This window comes from Peteryoungia aggregata LMG 23059 (assembly GCF_030814435.1).
Classification (GTDB): Bacteria; Pseudomonadota; Alphaproteobacteria; order Rhizobiales; family Rhizobiaceae; genus Allorhizobium; species Allorhizobium aggregatum.
In genome coordinates this window covers 110,487-125,516 of sequence record NZ_JAUSUW010000012.1, presented here as the reverse complement: position 1 = coordinate 125,516, position 15,030 = coordinate 110,487, and the positions used below count along the sequence as shown (strand labels likewise).

Genomic DNA, 15,030 nt, shown 5'->3' with positions numbered 1-15,030 from the left:
ATCCGCCACCGCAAAAGGCATTACAGCCTCCAATGCGGATTTTGGGAAGTTACAAAGAGGGACCCCGCCTCGTGCGCCGCTCAAAATCCATATGCGATAGCCCTGCCCATATGGGGGAGATGTCACGAAGTGACAGAGGGGGGTATCCCTTGGATACACTTACATTGGAACACAAAAAAACCCGCCGGATCGCTCCAGCGGGTTTATTTTTTGCCTTTGGGGGGCAGGGATCAGGCAGCCGAGCGGCGACCGTCGAGCGAGTAGGCGCCGGCACCGATGATGGCGAGAGCGATGTAACCGCCGGCCAGCGTGATGTTCTTCATCATCATGATCTGGTTCAGCGTGTTGATCCAGCCGAGAGCGCCTTCCGGCCAGCCTTCGATGGCAACGGTGCCCGAATGGAAGACGAGACCGGTGAACACGCAGAACAGCGCGACAGTCCAGGCAGTGATCTTGGTCTGGAAGCCGACGAGGATGAAGAGACCGGCGACGAGTTCATAGAGGCCGGCGGCATAGGCCAGGAGGTCGGCAGCCGGGAAGCCCGCGCCCGAGATCATGCCGGCAGTGCCGGACGGATCGGCAAGCTTGCCGAAGCCCGACATGATGAACATGAAGGAAAGCAGAATGCGAACGAGAACGAGAAGGCCGTTGTTGGTGGCGGACATGGGGGAACTCCGTTTAGCGTTGACGCTGAAACCCCCAGCCGTGGCGGTTCCAGAAACTGCCGCCTAGATGCATGCTTTTTTGTCGCAGGTATAGCTAAACAGTTTTTGACTGATCGTTCACAAAAACGAAACGATGAAAGCGGCAAGCTTGGCCGTCTTGCCCTTCCGTCGCCGGGAAAGAGTGCCTACCTTTGTGTTTGTCCCGCCGACCAAAGGAGCTCAGAATGGCTAGTCTCTCCGCCTTCCCGATCACGGCCAAGTGGCCCGCCGCCAATCCCGAGATCATCCAGTTGTATTCGCTGCCCACCCCGAATGGCGTCAAGGTGTCCATCGCGCTTGAAGAACTGGGCCTGGCTTATGAGCCACATCTCGTCGACTTCGGGACCAACGCCCAGAAGAGCCCGGAATTCGTCTCGCTCAATCCGAATGGCCGCATCCCGGCCCTTGTCGACCCCAACGGTCCTGACGGTCAGCCGATCGGCATCTTCGAATCCGGCGCCATTCTGATCTATCTCGCTGACAAGACGGGCCGGTTGATGCCCAGGGAGGGTGCCGCCCGTTATGCCGTGCTGCAATGGCTGATGTTCCAGATGGGCGGGGTCGGGCCGATGTTCGGTCAGTATGGCCACTTCCACAAGTTTGCAGCCGACAAGGTGGAGAACAACCCCTATCCGGCCCAGCGCTATCGTGATGAGGTTCGCCGCCTCCTGGGCGTCCTCGAGGCACAGCTTGCCAAGGGGCCCTGGCTCACCGGCGAAGACTATACGATGGCGGACATCGCCACCTGGCCCTGGGTCCGCTGCCTCAAGGTCTTCTATGATGGCGAGGCGGATCTCGGCCTGTCGGATTATCCGCGCGTTCTCTATTGGTGGGCGCGGGCCGAAGCGCGGCCGGCGAGCCAGAAGGGTCTCGCCATCCCGGCGCGCGACTGAGATCGGCATGCGGGCAGGGCAGACAATGCGCCTTCCCGGACACCCGCGAGGTTACGCCGGCCCTTGTCTCAGGCCGGTGTGACCGCTGCAGCCGTTGGCAACTGGAAGCGCGGGAAGATAAAGAGCCCCACCATCCCGCCAGCATTTCCGTCGAAACCGGAGGATTCCCCGATGCAGAAGACGGGTTGTCGGTGCTGCGACGCGGAGACAATGGTCGTCGAATAGCAGAAGCGGGAGGGCTGGGTTGCCGCCTGCTCGAAAAGTCTGAGAATGTGGCCGCGATCGGCCTGCTCGTAACAGCGCATCACCGTCAGCAGCCCGCATTCATGGTTGTCGAGCCCGTGCAGGGTCCGCGCCCTGTCCCCGAGCTTCAGCAGTCCGTTCGCCAGGTCTCCAGTCCAGTCTTCGGACAGACCGAAGCGGCAGGCCTCCCGTCCGAGCAGGCCGTCTCCATCCTGTTCGCTCACCATGAAGGTGGTCGCGAGATCTGCATTAGCGATTTTGAACAAGGCGATCCCCAAGTCGATAGCCATCGCTGGCCCACATCCTCCCGACCCCAGTTCCTGTGGTCGAAAACCCCATCCGGCCTGTACCGGCAGCACCCACAGGCGCGAGCCTGCTCATTTCCACACGTACCGCGACCGGCAACAACCGAGGCGCGCTCTCTCTCCCGACCCCCGTCGAGAGAAAAGATGATGTAAAGGAGATAGACGCCATATTGCGGCCCGACCAATGGTCAGATCGAATAGCGGTCTATGCGTCTCATCCCGGCTGCAATCACACCTGCCAAGTCTCTGCGAACACAAAACACCGTCAGGACTTTCAACCTTCCCCCACAAGAATGTTGAAGATGAACACGACTGCAGATACCGCGATTATCAGGTTCGATACCACGATTTATTGGCAGTGAAAACGCCAGATGTCCCATTTTGACACAGAACTGCTTCACTATTGAATATTATTAATATTAGATTTACCTAATATTAATAATATTCACCTTGTTCTACAGGGCGACGGCTGCCGCGCTGATCTTCTCTCTTCATCAGATACTATTTATATTAGCGTCACTTGTGTCAACTGTGCCGATGGCCAGTTGCAGGCTCCAATCCGTGCGGGGCGCCCTTTGAGCATAAAAAAGGCGGCCCGAAGACCGCCTTTTCGCAAAATGAACTGCATGATCCGCATGCAACAGGCAAGTCGCCCTCACATGAACTCCATGCCGCCCGTTCAGCGCGCTTGACGCGCTGAACCACTTTGCGTGATGGGCGGATTGGAAGGACCCGATGGTAAGACCCGGAGGTCTTACATCATGTCCATGCCGCCCATGCCGCCCATGCCGCCCGGCATGCCGCCAGCAGCTTCCTTCTTCGGAAGTTCGGCGATCATGGCTTCGGTGGTGATGAGCAGCGAGGCAACCGAAGCTGCGTTCTGCAGGGCAGTGCGGACAACCTTGACCGGATCGACGATACCCATGGCGATCATGTCGCCGAATTCGCCGGTCTGGGCGTTGTAGCCGTAGTTCTCTTCGTTCTTGTCGAGGATCTTGCCGACGATGATCGAAGCTTCGTCACCAGCATTGGTGGCGATCTGGCGAACCAGCGACTGGAGAGCGCGGCGAACGATGTTGATGCCGGCTTCCTGGTCGTCGTTTGCACCCTTGACAGTGATCTTCGTGGAAGAACGCAGCAGAGCGGTACCACCGCCCGGCACGATGCCTTCCTGAACGGCGGCGCGCGTTGCATTCAGCGCGTCGTCGATGCGGTCCTTGCGTTCCTTGACTTCGATTTCCGTCGAGCCGCCAACGCGGATGACAGCAACGCCGCCAGCGAGCTTGGCAAGACGTTCCTGCAGCTTTTCGCGGTCGTAGTCCGAAGTGGTTTCTTCGATCTGGGCCTTGATCTGGGCAACGCGGCCTTCGATGTCGGTCTTGGAACCAGCGCCATCAACGATGGTGGTGTTTTCCTTGGTGATCGAGATCTTCTTGGCGCGGCCGAGCATGTCGAGGGTGACCGACTCGAGCTTGATGCCGAGGTCTTCCGAGATGACAGTGCCGCCCGAGAGGATGGCGATGTCTTCCAGCATGGCCTTGCGGCGATCGCCGAAGCCAGGAGCCTTGACGGCAGCGATCTTCAGGCCGCCACGCAGCTTGTTGACGACGAGCGTTGCAAGAGCTTCGCCTTCGACGTCTTCAGCGATGATGACGAGCGGCTTGCCGGTCTGAACGACGGCTTCGAGAACCGGCAGCATGGCCTGGAGGTTCGAGAGCTTCTTTTCGTGCAGCAGGATGTAGGCGTCGTCGAGATCGGCGACCATCTTTTCCGGGTTGGTCACGAAGTAGGGCGACAGGTAGCCGCGGTCGAACTGCATGCCTTCGACGACTTCGAGTTCGGTTTCAGCGGTCTTGGCTTCTTCGACGGTGATAACACCTTCGTTGCCGACCTTCTGCATGGCTTCAGCGATGTCGCGGCCAACCTGCGTGTCGCCGTTTGCCGAGATCGTGCCGACCTGGGCAACTTCTTCCGAAGTCGAGATCTTCTTGGCCTTGGCCTGGAGGTCCTTGACGACTTCGAGAACGGCCAGATCGATACCGCGCTTCAGGTCCATCGGGTTCATGCCGGCAGCAACGGCCTTGTTGCCTTCGCGAACGATGGCCTGGGCAAGAACGGTTGCGGTCGTGGTGCCGTCGCCGGCGATGTCGTTGGTCTTCGAAGCAACTTCGCGGACCATCTGGGCGCCCATGTTCTCGAACTTGTCTTCCAGTTCGATTTCCTTGGCAACCGATACGCCGTCCTTGGTGATGCGCGGAGCGCCGAAGGACTTGTCGATGATGACGTTACGACCCTTCGGGCCGAGGGTAACCTTCACGGCGTCTGCGAGGATGTCGACGCCATGCAGCATCTTTTCGCGCGCGGTGCGGCCAAACTTGATTTCTTTAGCAGCCATTGTCAAAACTCCCGGGCATCTAGCCCATTGGTGAATTGTTAAAGAGGAAGACGGGTATCAGGCTGAATTCAGCCGATGACGCCCATGATGTCGGCTTCCTTCATGATCAGCAGGTCAACGCCGTCGAGCTTGACCTCGGTGCCGGACCACTTGCCGAACAGAACGCGGTCGCCGACCTTCACGTCGAGAGCAACCTGCTTGCCGCTTTCGTCGCGGGCGCCCGGGCCAACGGCGATGACTTCGCCTTCAGCCGGCTTTTCCTTGGCAGTGTCAGGAATGATGATGCCGCCCTTGGTCTTTTCTTCGGACTCGACGCGCTTGACTACAACGCGGTCGTGCAGCGGACGGAAATTGGTGCTTGCCATTGTCTAATCCCTCGATCAAATGACACTCGCGATCCCTGAAGGGGCATCGCATCGGAATTTGTTAGCACTCCCCCTTGGAGAGTGCCAGCGAGGCTGAGATAAGAACAGCCTTCGAACGAGTCAAGCGCGCTCGTGAAAAAAGGGACTGCTGCATGCCGGCGAAATCCACCGACATACACGCGACCGAAGCATCCAGAGATATCTCCGTTTCACCCACATTCCCCGAACTCGTCTCGGCCTTTGCCCGCATCGGCCTCATGTCCTTTGGCGGCCCGGCCGCGCAGATCGCGCTGATGCACAAGATCTGCGTCGAGGAAAAGCGCTGGATCAATGAGGATCGCTATCTGCATGCGCTGAACTATTGCATGCTCCTGCCGGGCCCCGAAGCCCAGCAACTTGCCACCTATATCGGCTGGCTCCTGCATGGCGTGCGCGGCGGCATCGTCGCCGGGCTGCTCTTCGTTCTCCCGGGCCTCGCCGTCATCCTCGGTCTGTCAACGTTTTATGCGCTCTATCAGGACACAGGCCTCGTCGCCGGCCTCTTCTTCGGGCTCAAGGCTGCCGTGCTTGCCATCGTCGTCGAGGCTGTCATCCGCATCGGCAGGCGGGCGCTAAAGACCGGCTTCCATCGCGGTCTCGCGGCCGCAGCCTTCGTCTCGCTCTTCTTCTTCTCCCTGCCATTCCCGCTCGTCGTGCTTGCCGCCGCCGCAATTGGCCTTGCCCATGCCCGGGGCGCACCTTCGGCGCCCGCCGAGATCGTGGAGGAGATGGTGGCGCGCCCACCCTTCCTGCGCCAGTTTGCGGCACTCCTTTTCTGGGTCGCCGTGTGGCTCGCGCCATTGCCAATCCTGTGGCTGTTCCTGCCCGAAACCGCACTTCCCGAGGTCCAGACGTTCTTTTCAAAAATGGCGCTGGTCACCTTCGGCGGCGCCTATGCGGTGCTTGCCTATGTCGCCCAGGTGGCCGTCGATCATTATGCCTGGCTGAAACCCGGCGAGATGCTGGACGGGCTGGCACTCGCCGAGACGACACCGGGGCCGCTGGTTCTTGTCCTCTCCTATATCGGCTTCCTCGCCGGCTTCCGACAGAGCGGCGCGCTTGATCCGCTCGTCGGAGGGCTGCTCGGAGGGCTGCTCGCCGCCTGGGCCACCTTCATTCCGAGCTTCATCTGGATCTTCGCCGGCGCCCCCTATATCGAGCGCCTGCGCGGCAATCGACTGCTCGGTGCTGCCCTGTCCGCCATCACCGCCGCCGTGGTCGGCGTCATCCTCAATCTCGCCGTCTGGTTCTCGCTGCATGTCGTCTTCACCCGGGTGGAGCCGGTCGATCTCGCAAGCCTCGGCCCGCTCACACTCTCCGTCCCACAGCCGGTCTGGTCTTCGCTCGACGGACAGGCGCTCTTCATCGCCGTGGTGTCCGCCGTCATGATCTTCCGTTTCCATCTCGGCGTCGGCAAGACCCTGATCGCCGCCGGTGCGCTGGGGCTCGCAGCCCGCTTTCTGCTCTGACAAACTCCGGGCCGGTGTCGCCATTTTCGGCCTCTGGCACGCTTGCCCCTTGCCTTGCCGCCCGTCCTTTGCCATGTCACCGGTCAAACTTTGACCAGTCAGGACAGACGATGACCCGCAGCATTTCCACCCTCGGCGACGTGACCGGCTCCTACGACGTCATTCTCTGCGATGTCTGGGGCGTGCTGCACAACGGTATCGACGCCTTTCCGCTAGCCGGCGAAGCGCTGACGGCGGCGCGCGAAAAGGGTCTCACGGTGGTGCTGATCACCAACTCGCCGAGGCCTGCCATCGGCGTCATTCCACAGCTGCGCGCCATCGGCGTGCTCGATACGGCCTATGACCGCATCGTCACCTCGGGTGACGTGACCCGCACCCTGATTGCCGCCGGCCCACGCAAGGTCTTCCTGCTCGGCCCCGAGCGCGACCTGCCGCTTTTCGATGGTCTGGATGTCGAAGTGGTCTCGAAGGAAGAGGCCGATTGTGTTGTTTGCACCGGTTTCTTTGACGACGAGGTGGAGCAGCCGGAAGACTATCGCGACATGCTGACCGACTTCGTTGCCCGCAAGGTGCCGATGATCTGCGCCAATCCGGACCTCGTTGTCGAGCGCGGCCACCGCATCATCCCCTGCGCCGGTGCCGTCGCCGCCTTCTACACGGCGCTCGGTGGTGAAACCCGCATCGCCGGCAAGCCGCACAAGCCGATCTACGAGGCGACTCTGGCCGCTGCCCGCGATGCCCGTGGCAGCGACATCGACAAGACCCGCGTGCTGGCCATCGGCGACGGCATGCCGACCGACGTCAAGGGCGCCGTCGATGCCGGCCTCGACCTTCTCTACATATCCGGCGGCATTCACGCGGCCGATTACGCGACGAACGGCGTGACCGATGAGGCTCGTCTCAACACCTTCCTTGAGCGGGAGAAGGTCGCGCCGCAATACTGGATGCACAGGCTGGCATGAGGCGGGACCTGCTATGACCGTCTTTCACCGGAACGAGAAGAAGGAACCACTGCCCGCCGCCCTTCGCGGTGGCGTGGTGGCGATCGGCAATTTCGACGGTGTGCATCGCGGCCATCAGGCCGTGCTGAGCCGCGCCCTTGAGCGGGCGGAATCCCTCGGCGTGCCTGCTCTGGTCCTGACGTTCGAGCCGCATCCGCGTACCGTGTTCAATCCCGACAAGCCGGTCTTTCGTCTGACGCCGCCGTCCCTGCGCGCTCGCATTCTCGAAGCCATGGGCTTCCATTCGGTCATCGAATATCCCTTCGACCGCGAGTTCTCGCAGCGCTCGGCAGAGGATTTCGTCCAGTCGATCCTGGGCGACTGGCTGGGCGCGCGCGAAGTCGTGACCGGCTTCGATTTTCACTTCGGCAAGGGCAGGGAGGGCGGCCCCGCCTATCTCATGCAGGCCGGAAGCCGCCACGGCTTCGGCGTCTGCCTCGTCGACGCCTTCCGCGACGAGGGGGCCGAAGTCATCTCCTCGAGCCGCATCCGTGGCCTGATCGCAGACGGTGACGTCGCAGAGGCCGCCGGGCTGCTCGGCTATCGCTATACCGTCGAGGCCGAGGTGATGAAGGGCCAGCAGCTCGGCCGCACGCTGGGCTTCCCGACTGCCAACATGCATCTGCCGCCGGAGGCGACGCTGCGTCCCGGCATCTACGCCGTCCGCTTCCGCCGCCCCGATGGCATCATCCGCGATGGCGTCGCGAGCTTCGGCTATCGCCCGACCGTCACCAGCAATGGCGACCCGTGGCTCGAAACCTTCGTCTTCGATTTCTCCGACGATCTCTATGGTGAGATCTGTTCCGTGTCGCTCTTCGGCTTCCTGCGTGACGAGTGGAAGTTCGACGGCCTCGATCCACTGGTCGCCCAGATTCGCAAGGATGCGGACGAGGCCAGGGCACTTCTGTCCGGTGTAACCCCGATCGGCACGCTCGACGCGACCGTCGCCTTTTGAGCGGAACGGCGATGGTATCGCCGATGTGAATTGCCGCCTCGCCTTCACGCACATATGGATAAGGCTATGTGATTGCATGCCGGCGCGTATGACCGGGTATTCCTGGAGACTGTCTTGACTGAATTCACCCCCCTGATGTCCTTTGCCGGCGGCCTGCTGATTGGCCTCTCGGCGCTTCTCTTGATGCTCACCTGGGGCCGCATCGCCGGCATGACCGCCATCATCGGCGGCATCCTGCCGCCGCTGGGCCGGGACTGGTCCTGGAAGGCCGCCTTTCTGGCCGGGGCGATCCTGGCACCGGCGGCTCTTTCGATGGCCGGCCATACGGTCGAATACGCGGTTCCCGTCTCGACGACGGCCCTGATCGTCGGCGGCCTGATCGCCGGCATCGGCGTGACCTTCGGCTCCGGCTGCACCTCGGGCCATGGCATCTGCGGCATGGCCCGCCTGTCGCGCCGCTCGATTACAGCCACCGCCACCTTCATGGCCTTCGCCGTTGCGACTGTCTTTCTCATCCGCCATGTCTTCGAGGTCACGATCTGATGCGCTTCCTTGTTGTTTTCCTGATCGGCGCCCTCTTCGGGACCGGCATCGTGCTCTCAGGCATGGCAAACCCCGCCAAGGTGCTCAATTTCTTCGATTTTGCCGGCAGCTTCGACCCGAGCCTTGCATTCGTCATGGCCGGTGCGCTCTCGGTTGCCGCCCCGGGCTATGCGCTGCTCTTCCGGGCACGACGGAAGCCGATCTTCGACCAGTCATTCCGGCTGCCGCAGGCGAGTGCCATCGATGGCAAGCTGATCGGCGGCTCGGCCGTGTTCGGCATCGGCTGGGGCATCGCCGGCTTTTGCCCCGGCGCCTCGATCCCGGCCCTCGGCCTTGGCCACACGTCGGCCGCCATCTTCGTTGCCGCCCTTCTTGTCGGGGTCCTGATTGCCCGCAGGCTGGCCAGGGCAGACTTCTTTGCCGATGCTCTCGGCAGGACAGGCTAGTCCGAGGTTATGCTGCCATCCTGACCGGCATTCCCGGGTTTACTCGGACTTAACCCTCGTCCCATCTGTTCCCCCTTTCGATATGGTGATTAATCAATAATATCGAAGTATCGTGCTTCAATCCGCCCATCGTTCATCGAAAGTGTCCTGAGCCGATGTTAGACGTGGTGACTGTTTTCACCTACAATGCGGTGATCAACCTTTCCGTGATGATGGTCGCCACGGTCGCGTGGGCACGCAATCCGCATCAGAAGGAAATCACCTTCTGGGCTCTTGCCGCCTGGTTCATGGTGATCGGCACGATCTGCTCAAGCCTCACCGAACATGTTCCCTATAACATCATGGGCTATATCGGCGGCGTGATCTATGTCGCTCGAACCGGCATGATCCGCCTTGGCTTCAAGCAGTTCTTCGGTCAGTCGTATTCGCTGTGGCAGGCTTTCGGCATCGCGTTGCTCGTCTGCGTCGGTCTGGTTCTGGCCGAATTCCTGGAAGACCCGACGCCCGTCCGCATCGCGTTGATCTATCTCGGCTCCGCGATCAACCTCGCCCTCGGCGTGCAGGATCTTTGGCGCGGCAAATCCGGAGAACATCTGCCATCCGGACGCCTCGCGGCCATGGTCTATGCGGCTTATGCGCTGACCAGCGTGGCGATCGTCCCCCTGCCGATCCTGTATCCGATCCGCTTTGAGGGCACGACGCCGGTCTCCGATTGGCTGACCTATACCAGCATGCTGCTGCTCATTTTCAATCTCCTGGCATTTCTGATGGCGATGGTCCTGAAGCTCGAACGGAGCGGCGAAATCCAGCGGCGCCTGGCCGAGCGCGACCATCTCACGGGCATCGTCAACCGCCGCATCTTCCTGCAGCAGGCGGCCAGACTTGCCGCCCAGCCTGGCACCGCCATTGCCGTGCTCGATCTCGATCATTTCAAGCGCATCAACGACACCTACGGCCACAAGGGTGGGGATGACGCTCTCCTTCAGTTTGCCGAAAGGACCTTGCGGGTCCTTCCGCCCGATGCGATTTTCGGTCGTCTCGGAGGGGAGGAATTCGGCATTTGTCTGCCCGGACGAGACCGTGCCTCGGCCTGGAATACGCTCAATACCGTTCGACTGGCTCTCGCGGGCGAGGACATTCGCTCCGAGGAGCATCGCTTCCGCCTGACCCTGTCCTGTGGCCTCGTCGTGACGGATGAGCCCTCGCGCAGCCTTGATGCGTGGATGGCCGTGGCTGATGCTGGCCTTTACGCCGCCAAGCACGAGGGCCGCAACCGTGTTGTCGTGGAGGAGCGGGCTCAGCAGCGAGACGAACCGGCAGCACCTCAATTGGAGCCGGGGCAGGGCGACTGGGCCAACGTCGCACGTCTCTCGGCCTGAGCGACCGCCGCATCGCCATGCCACCGGTTCCGCTTGACGCGCCAACCGCATTCGCGCCTAGTGCGCGGCAGCAAATCATCTCCACAGCCGGAAAGGCAGACCATGGCCACGACGCCACGCAGACCCGTGAACCCGAAAGACGCGGCCGAGGCCCTGTTCAGGCCGGCTCCAAAGCCGGTTGCGCCCGCCGTAGAACGCCGCGCGCCGCCGGAGGTCAAGGAAATGGTCTCGATCAAGCTCGACAGCGCCGTCCTTGAACATTTCCAGAAGGACGGCCCCGGCTGGCAGGACCGCATCAACGACGCCTTACGTGCGGTCGTCGAGGCAGACGGCGGCGAGTGAAAGTCGCCGGGTTGCATCAATCGCTGTCGGTCGGTGGCCATTGCCGTGAGGTATGGACGATCGCGAGGATGGCGAGCTGGCCGTTAGTCACCTCGTAGATGAGGCGATAGCTGGGATGTGGCAGAAGTTCGCGTGTGCCAAGGACCAGGCCGATTTTGCCGGAATGGGGAAACTGACCAAGCTGGATGGCGGCCTGTTCGAAGCTGTTGTCGATGGACAGTGCGGCCAGCGGATTCTTCGCCACGAGGTAGTCGAAGATGGAAGCGCGGTCACGAATGGCCTGGCGCGTCCATCGAACGATCATGAGCGGCTCGCCTTGAGAGCCAGTTCCCGTCGCTCAGCAAACATCCGTTCGGCATCGTCTGCTGCGATGACCTCCCCGGCCGCCACGTCCTCGCGGCCACGCGCGACCTTTGCCTCGAGAAACTGACGATAGCCGCTATCGACCTTCTGCCGCTCGACATAGTCCTGCACCATCTCGCGCAGGACTTCGCTTTCGGACGTCTGTGCGGATGTGACCGCCGCGGCAAAATCATCGGCGAGCTTGGCGTCGAGGTCGACCTTTAGCTGCGCTTTGCGTGTCATGCCGTCTCCGCCCTGATCCCGTGTGGCCCGCTGACATGGGGTGATGAACACAGTCTAGGCATGTCCCGTTGACCTGTCCATCTCGCCCATCTTGCCCCTTCCTTTTGGCGCGAAAAACCCCTAAAGAACGCGGCCATGACGTATCTTTCGGCGGCCCGGATCATTCGAATTACTGGCCCGGCCCTCCCGGCGGCTTGAAGAGCTGCGGGAAGGTCCGGGTTTTTGGCGTTGGGTTAGAAGCCCCGCGCCCGCTTGCCGCCAATCCATGACATAATTCCGCGACCGCTTGAGGTCGCCCCATTCGATGGCTGATCCATGACCGATACCCCTGAAAAGATCGACTACTCCAAGACCCTCTATCTGCCCGAAACAGAGTTCCCGATGCGCGCCGGCCTTCCCCAGAAGGAGCCGGAAATGGCGGCGAAGTGGAAGCAGATGGGTCTCTACAAGCGCCTGCGCGCCTCGGCCGCCGGCCGCGAGAAATTCGTCCTGCATGACGGCCCTCCTTACGCCAACGGCAACATCCATATCGGCCATGCGCTGAACAAGGTCTTGAAGGACGTCATCACCCGCTCCTTCCAGATGCGCGGTTTCGATTCCAACTACGTGCCCGGCTGGGACTGCCACGGCCTGCCGATCGAATGGAAGATCGAAGAAAAGTATCGCGAAAAGGGCAAGGACAAGAACGAGGTCCCGGTCAACGAATTCCGTCGGGAATGCCGTGAGTTCGCGCAAGGGTGGATCAACATCCAGTCGGACGAGTTCCGCCGTCTCGGCATCGAGGGCGATTTCGACAATCCCTACACGACCATGGCCTTCCATTCGGAAGCCCGGATCGCCGGCGAACTCCTTAAGATCGCCATGTCCGGCCAGCTCTATCGCGGCTCCAAGCCGATCATGTGGTCGGTCGTCGAGCGCACTGCGCTGGCGGAAGCCGAAGTGGAATATGCCGAGGTCGAGAGCGACACGATCTGGGTGAAGTTCCCGGTAAAGTATGTGACAGGCGGGAACGTCTCCTGGGGAGGAGGCGAAGAGCCTACCTCCAATGAAGAAATGCACAGGCTTTTCCCTGGGGACGCGGTTGTGATTTGGACAACAACCCCTTGGACGATCCCCGGAAATCGAGCCATCTCATTTTCGTCGAAAGTGCCCTATGGGCTGTATAAGGTGGTCTCGTCAGTAAATGATTTTGGACCTCAACCGGGTGAGCGGCTGGTATTTGCCGACCGCCTAGCTGGTGAATGTGCAGCAAAAGCAAAGATCGAACTTGAACGGCTTTACGGCGTTCCAGATTACGTGCTGAAGTCTGTGCGTTGCGTCCACCCACTGGCCGATCTCGGCTACACCTTCGACGTGCCCCTCCTCGATGGCGATCACGTCACCGATGACGCCGGTACCGGTTTCGTCCACACGGCACCGAGCCACGGTCGCGAAGACTTTGAAGCCTGGATGGCGAATGTCCGCCAGCTCGAAGCCCGTGGCATCGACGTGAAGATCCCGTTCCCCGTCGATGACGCCGGCTTCTACACCGAAGACGCCCCCGGTTTTGGCCCGTCCGCCGAAGGTGGTGCTGCCCGCGTGCTCGACGACAACGGCAAGAAGGGCGACGCCAACAAGCGTGTCATGGATGCCCTGATCAAGGCCAACAACCTCTTTGCCCGCGGCCGCATCAAGCACGAATACCCGCATTCCTGGCGCTCCAAGAAGCCGGTCATCTTCCGCAACACGCCGCAGTGGTTCGTCTATATGGACAAGGACCTGTCCGACGGCACGACGCTGCGCACCCGCGCACTTGATGCCATCGACCAGACCCGCTTCGTCCCCGCCGGTGGCCAGAACCGCCTGCGCGCCATGATCGAGCAGCGCCCGGATTGGGTTCTTTCTCGTCAAAGAGCTTGGGGCGTACCGATCTGCGTCTTCGCCGATGCCGAAGGCAATGTGCTGCAGGATGAGAAGGTCAACGCCCGCATCCTCGCGGCCTTCGAAGTCGAAGGTGCCGATGCCTGGTTCGCCGAAGGCGCCAAGGAACGTTTCCTGGCCGGAGAGCATGACGGCGACAAGTGGCAGATGGTGTCAGACATCCTCGACGTCTGGTTCGACTCGGGCTCCACCCACACCTTCACGCTCGAAGACCGTCCGGACCTGAAATGGCCGGCCGACGTCTATCTGGAAGGCTCCGACCAGCATCGCGGCTGGTTCCATTCGTCGCTGCTCGAAAGCTGCGCCACCCGTGGCCGTGCGCCCTATAACGCTGTCGTCACCCACGGCTTCACGATGGCCGAGGACGGCCGCAAGATGTCGAAGTCTCTCGGCAACACGGTGACGCCGCAGGACGTGATGAAGGAATCCGGCGCCGATATCCTGCGTCTCTGGGTGATGAACACCGACTACTGGGAAGACCAGCGCCTCGGCAAGACGATCATCCAGACGAACATCGACAGCTACCGCAAGATCCGCAACACAATCCGCTGGATGCTCGGCACGCTCGCCCATGACCATGGCGACGAGATCGCCTATGCCGATCTGCCGGAACTCGAAAAGCTGATGCTGCATCGCTTGTCCGAGCTCGATCAGGTTGTCCGCAAGGGCTACGACGAGTTCGACTTCAAGCGCATCGTCCGCGCTCTCAGCGATTTCGCCAATGTCGAACTCTCGGCCTTCTACTTCGACATCCGCAAGGACACGCTCTATTGCGACGCTCCGTCGAGCCTGAAGCGCCGCTCGGCCCTCTTCGTCATCCGCAAGCTTTTCGACTGCCTGGTTCTGTGGTTTGCGCCTATGATGCCGTTCACCACGGAAGAGGCCTGGCTCTCGCGTGATCCCAAGGCTGAGTCGGTGCATCTTGAGCAGTTCCCGACGGTTCCGGCCGACTGGTCGAACGAGGCGGTCGCCGAGAAGTGGAAGGGCGTTCGCGCCGTCCGTCGTGCCGTCACCGGTGCCTTGGAAATCGAGCGCAAGGAAAAGCGCATCGGCTCCTCGCTGGAAGCAGCCCCGGTCGTGCATGTCGCCGATGCCGAGCTTCTGAAGGCGCTTGACGGCCTCGACTTCGCCGAGATCTGCATCACCTCGGATATCCAGGTTGTCGCAGGCGAAGGCCCTGATGAAGCCTTCCGTCTCGACGATGGCACCAAGGTCGCCGTCGAGCCGAAGCTGGCCGAGGGCACGAAGTGCGCCCGCTCCTGGAAGATCACCACGGATGTCGGCACCGACCCTGATTATCCCGATGTTTCGGCCCGCGACGCCCAGGCGCTGCGCGAGCTGGCAGCACTCGGATAAGGAAATGTGACCGGATGATTTGCGCTTTCGTAGGTCATCCGGTAAAACTGCCTGAAATTGGCCGAAATCGACCGGCAGGGCTGGTCGCGA

At 61.5% G+C, this 15,030-nt stretch carries 15 protein-coding genes; 9 read left to right on the top strand and 6 right to left on the bottom strand.

Annotated features, from left to right (window positions below):
• Positions 1–230 precede the first annotated feature (230 nt).
• On the bottom strand, positions 231–665 hold the full coding sequence (locus tag J2045_RS18780) for a DoxX family protein (RefSeq protein WP_307375675.1): 435 nt from the start codon (positions 663–665) through the stop codon (positions 231–233).
• Positions 666–889: 224 nt separating this feature from the next.
• Between J2045_RS18780 and J2045_RS18775 the strand changes: the two genes are divergently transcribed.
• Entirely contained in the window at positions 890–1,597 is a 708-nt protein-coding gene (locus J2045_RS18775) for a glutathione S-transferase N-terminal domain-containing protein (protein WP_307375672.1), read from the top strand.
• Positions 1,598–1,665: 68 nt separating this feature from the next.
• Here J2045_RS18775 and J2045_RS18770 read toward each other — a convergent pair whose 3' ends face one another.
• The 3 genes from J2045_RS18770 to groES all read right to left on the bottom strand — a co-directional run bounded on the left by J2045_RS18770 (position 1,666) and on the right by groES (position 4,905).
• Positions 1,666–2,130 carry a hypothetical protein gene (locus tag J2045_RS18770; RefSeq protein WP_307375669.1) on the bottom strand — a complete coding sequence of 155 codons (465 nt, stop codon included), beginning with the start codon at positions 2,128–2,130 and terminating at the stop codon, positions 1,666–1,668.
• A 769-nt stretch (positions 2,131–2,899) separates the two neighbouring features.
• Positions 2,900–4,540, bottom strand: a complete 1,641-nt coding sequence (gene groL / locus J2045_RS18765; RefSeq protein ID WP_307375666.1) for a chaperonin GroEL — start codon at positions 4,538–4,540, stop codon at positions 2,900–2,902.
• 68 nt (positions 4,541–4,608) lie between these two features.
• Positions 4,609–4,905 (bottom strand): co-chaperone GroES, encoded by a 297-nt coding sequence (gene groES, locus J2045_RS18760; RefSeq protein ID WP_054148802.1) that lies wholly within the window; start codon positions 4,903–4,905, stop codon positions 4,609–4,611.
• 152 nt (positions 4,906–5,057) lie between these two features.
• On the opposite strand from groES, the gene chrA reads away from it, so the two are divergent.
• From chrA to J2045_RS18725, 7 genes are all read left to right on the top strand, one after another.
• Positions 5,058–6,413 carry a chromate efflux transporter gene (chrA, locus tag J2045_RS18755; protein ID WP_307375664.1) on the top strand — a complete coding sequence of 452 codons (1,356 nt, stop codon included), beginning with the start codon at positions 5,058–5,060 and terminating at the stop codon, positions 6,411–6,413.
• Positions 6,414–6,523: 110 nt separating this feature from the next.
• Complete coding sequence (locus J2045_RS18750; protein ID WP_307375661.1) at positions 6,524–7,375, top strand: TIGR01459 family HAD-type hydrolase; 852 nt, start codon at positions 6,524–6,526, stop codon at positions 7,373–7,375.
• A gap of 13 nt (positions 7,376–7,388) precedes the next feature.
• Positions 7,389–8,369, top strand: a complete 981-nt coding sequence (locus tag J2045_RS18745; protein ID WP_307375658.1) for a bifunctional riboflavin kinase/FAD synthetase — start codon at positions 7,389–7,391, stop codon at positions 8,367–8,369.
• A gap of 114 nt (positions 8,370–8,483) precedes the next feature.
• Positions 8,484–8,912: a YeeE/YedE family protein gene (locus tag J2045_RS18740; protein ID WP_307375655.1), complete on the top strand. Its 429-nt coding sequence runs from the start codon at positions 8,484–8,486 to the stop codon at positions 8,910–8,912.
• Positions 8,912–9,358, top strand: a complete 447-nt coding sequence (locus J2045_RS18735; RefSeq protein ID WP_307375652.1) for a DUF6691 family protein — start codon at positions 8,912–8,914, stop codon at positions 9,356–9,358. Before J2045_RS18740 ends, J2045_RS18735 begins: the two co-directional genes overlap by 1 nt.
• Positions 9,359–9,522: 164 nt before the next feature.
• The gene (locus tag J2045_RS18730; RefSeq protein ID WP_307375650.1) at positions 9,523–10,737 is read left to right on the top strand and encodes a GGDEF domain-containing protein; all 1,215 of its coding nucleotides are present in this window, start codon (positions 9,523–9,525) and stop codon (positions 10,735–10,737) included.
• Positions 10,738–10,839: 102 nt separating this feature from the next.
• Entirely contained in the window at positions 10,840–11,079 is a 240-nt protein-coding gene (locus tag J2045_RS18725) for a BrnA antitoxin family protein (RefSeq protein ID WP_166601898.1), read from the top strand.
• A gap of 16 nt (positions 11,080–11,095) precedes the next feature.
• Here J2045_RS18725 and J2045_RS18720 read toward each other — a convergent pair whose 3' ends face one another.
• Both J2045_RS18720 and J2045_RS18715 read right to left on the bottom strand, forming a co-directional pair.
• Positions 11,096–11,383: a type II toxin-antitoxin system RelE/ParE family toxin gene (locus J2045_RS18720; RefSeq protein ID WP_307375647.1), complete on the bottom strand. Its 288-nt coding sequence runs from the start codon at positions 11,381–11,383 to the stop codon at positions 11,096–11,098.
• Complete coding sequence (locus J2045_RS18715) at positions 11,380–11,664, bottom strand: hypothetical protein (RefSeq protein WP_307375644.1); 285 nt, start codon at positions 11,662–11,664, stop codon at positions 11,380–11,382. Before J2045_RS18715 ends, J2045_RS18720 begins: the two co-directional genes overlap by 4 nt.
• A 315-nt stretch (positions 11,665–11,979) precedes the next feature.
• Here J2045_RS18715 and ileS point away from each other — a divergent pair, with 315 nt between their 5' ends.
• Positions 11,980–14,940 carry an isoleucine--tRNA ligase gene (gene ileS / locus J2045_RS18710; RefSeq protein ID WP_307375641.1) on the top strand — a complete coding sequence of 987 codons (2,961 nt, stop codon included), beginning with the start codon at positions 11,980–11,982 and terminating at the stop codon, positions 14,938–14,940.
• Positions 14,941–15,030: the final 90 nt, after the last annotated feature.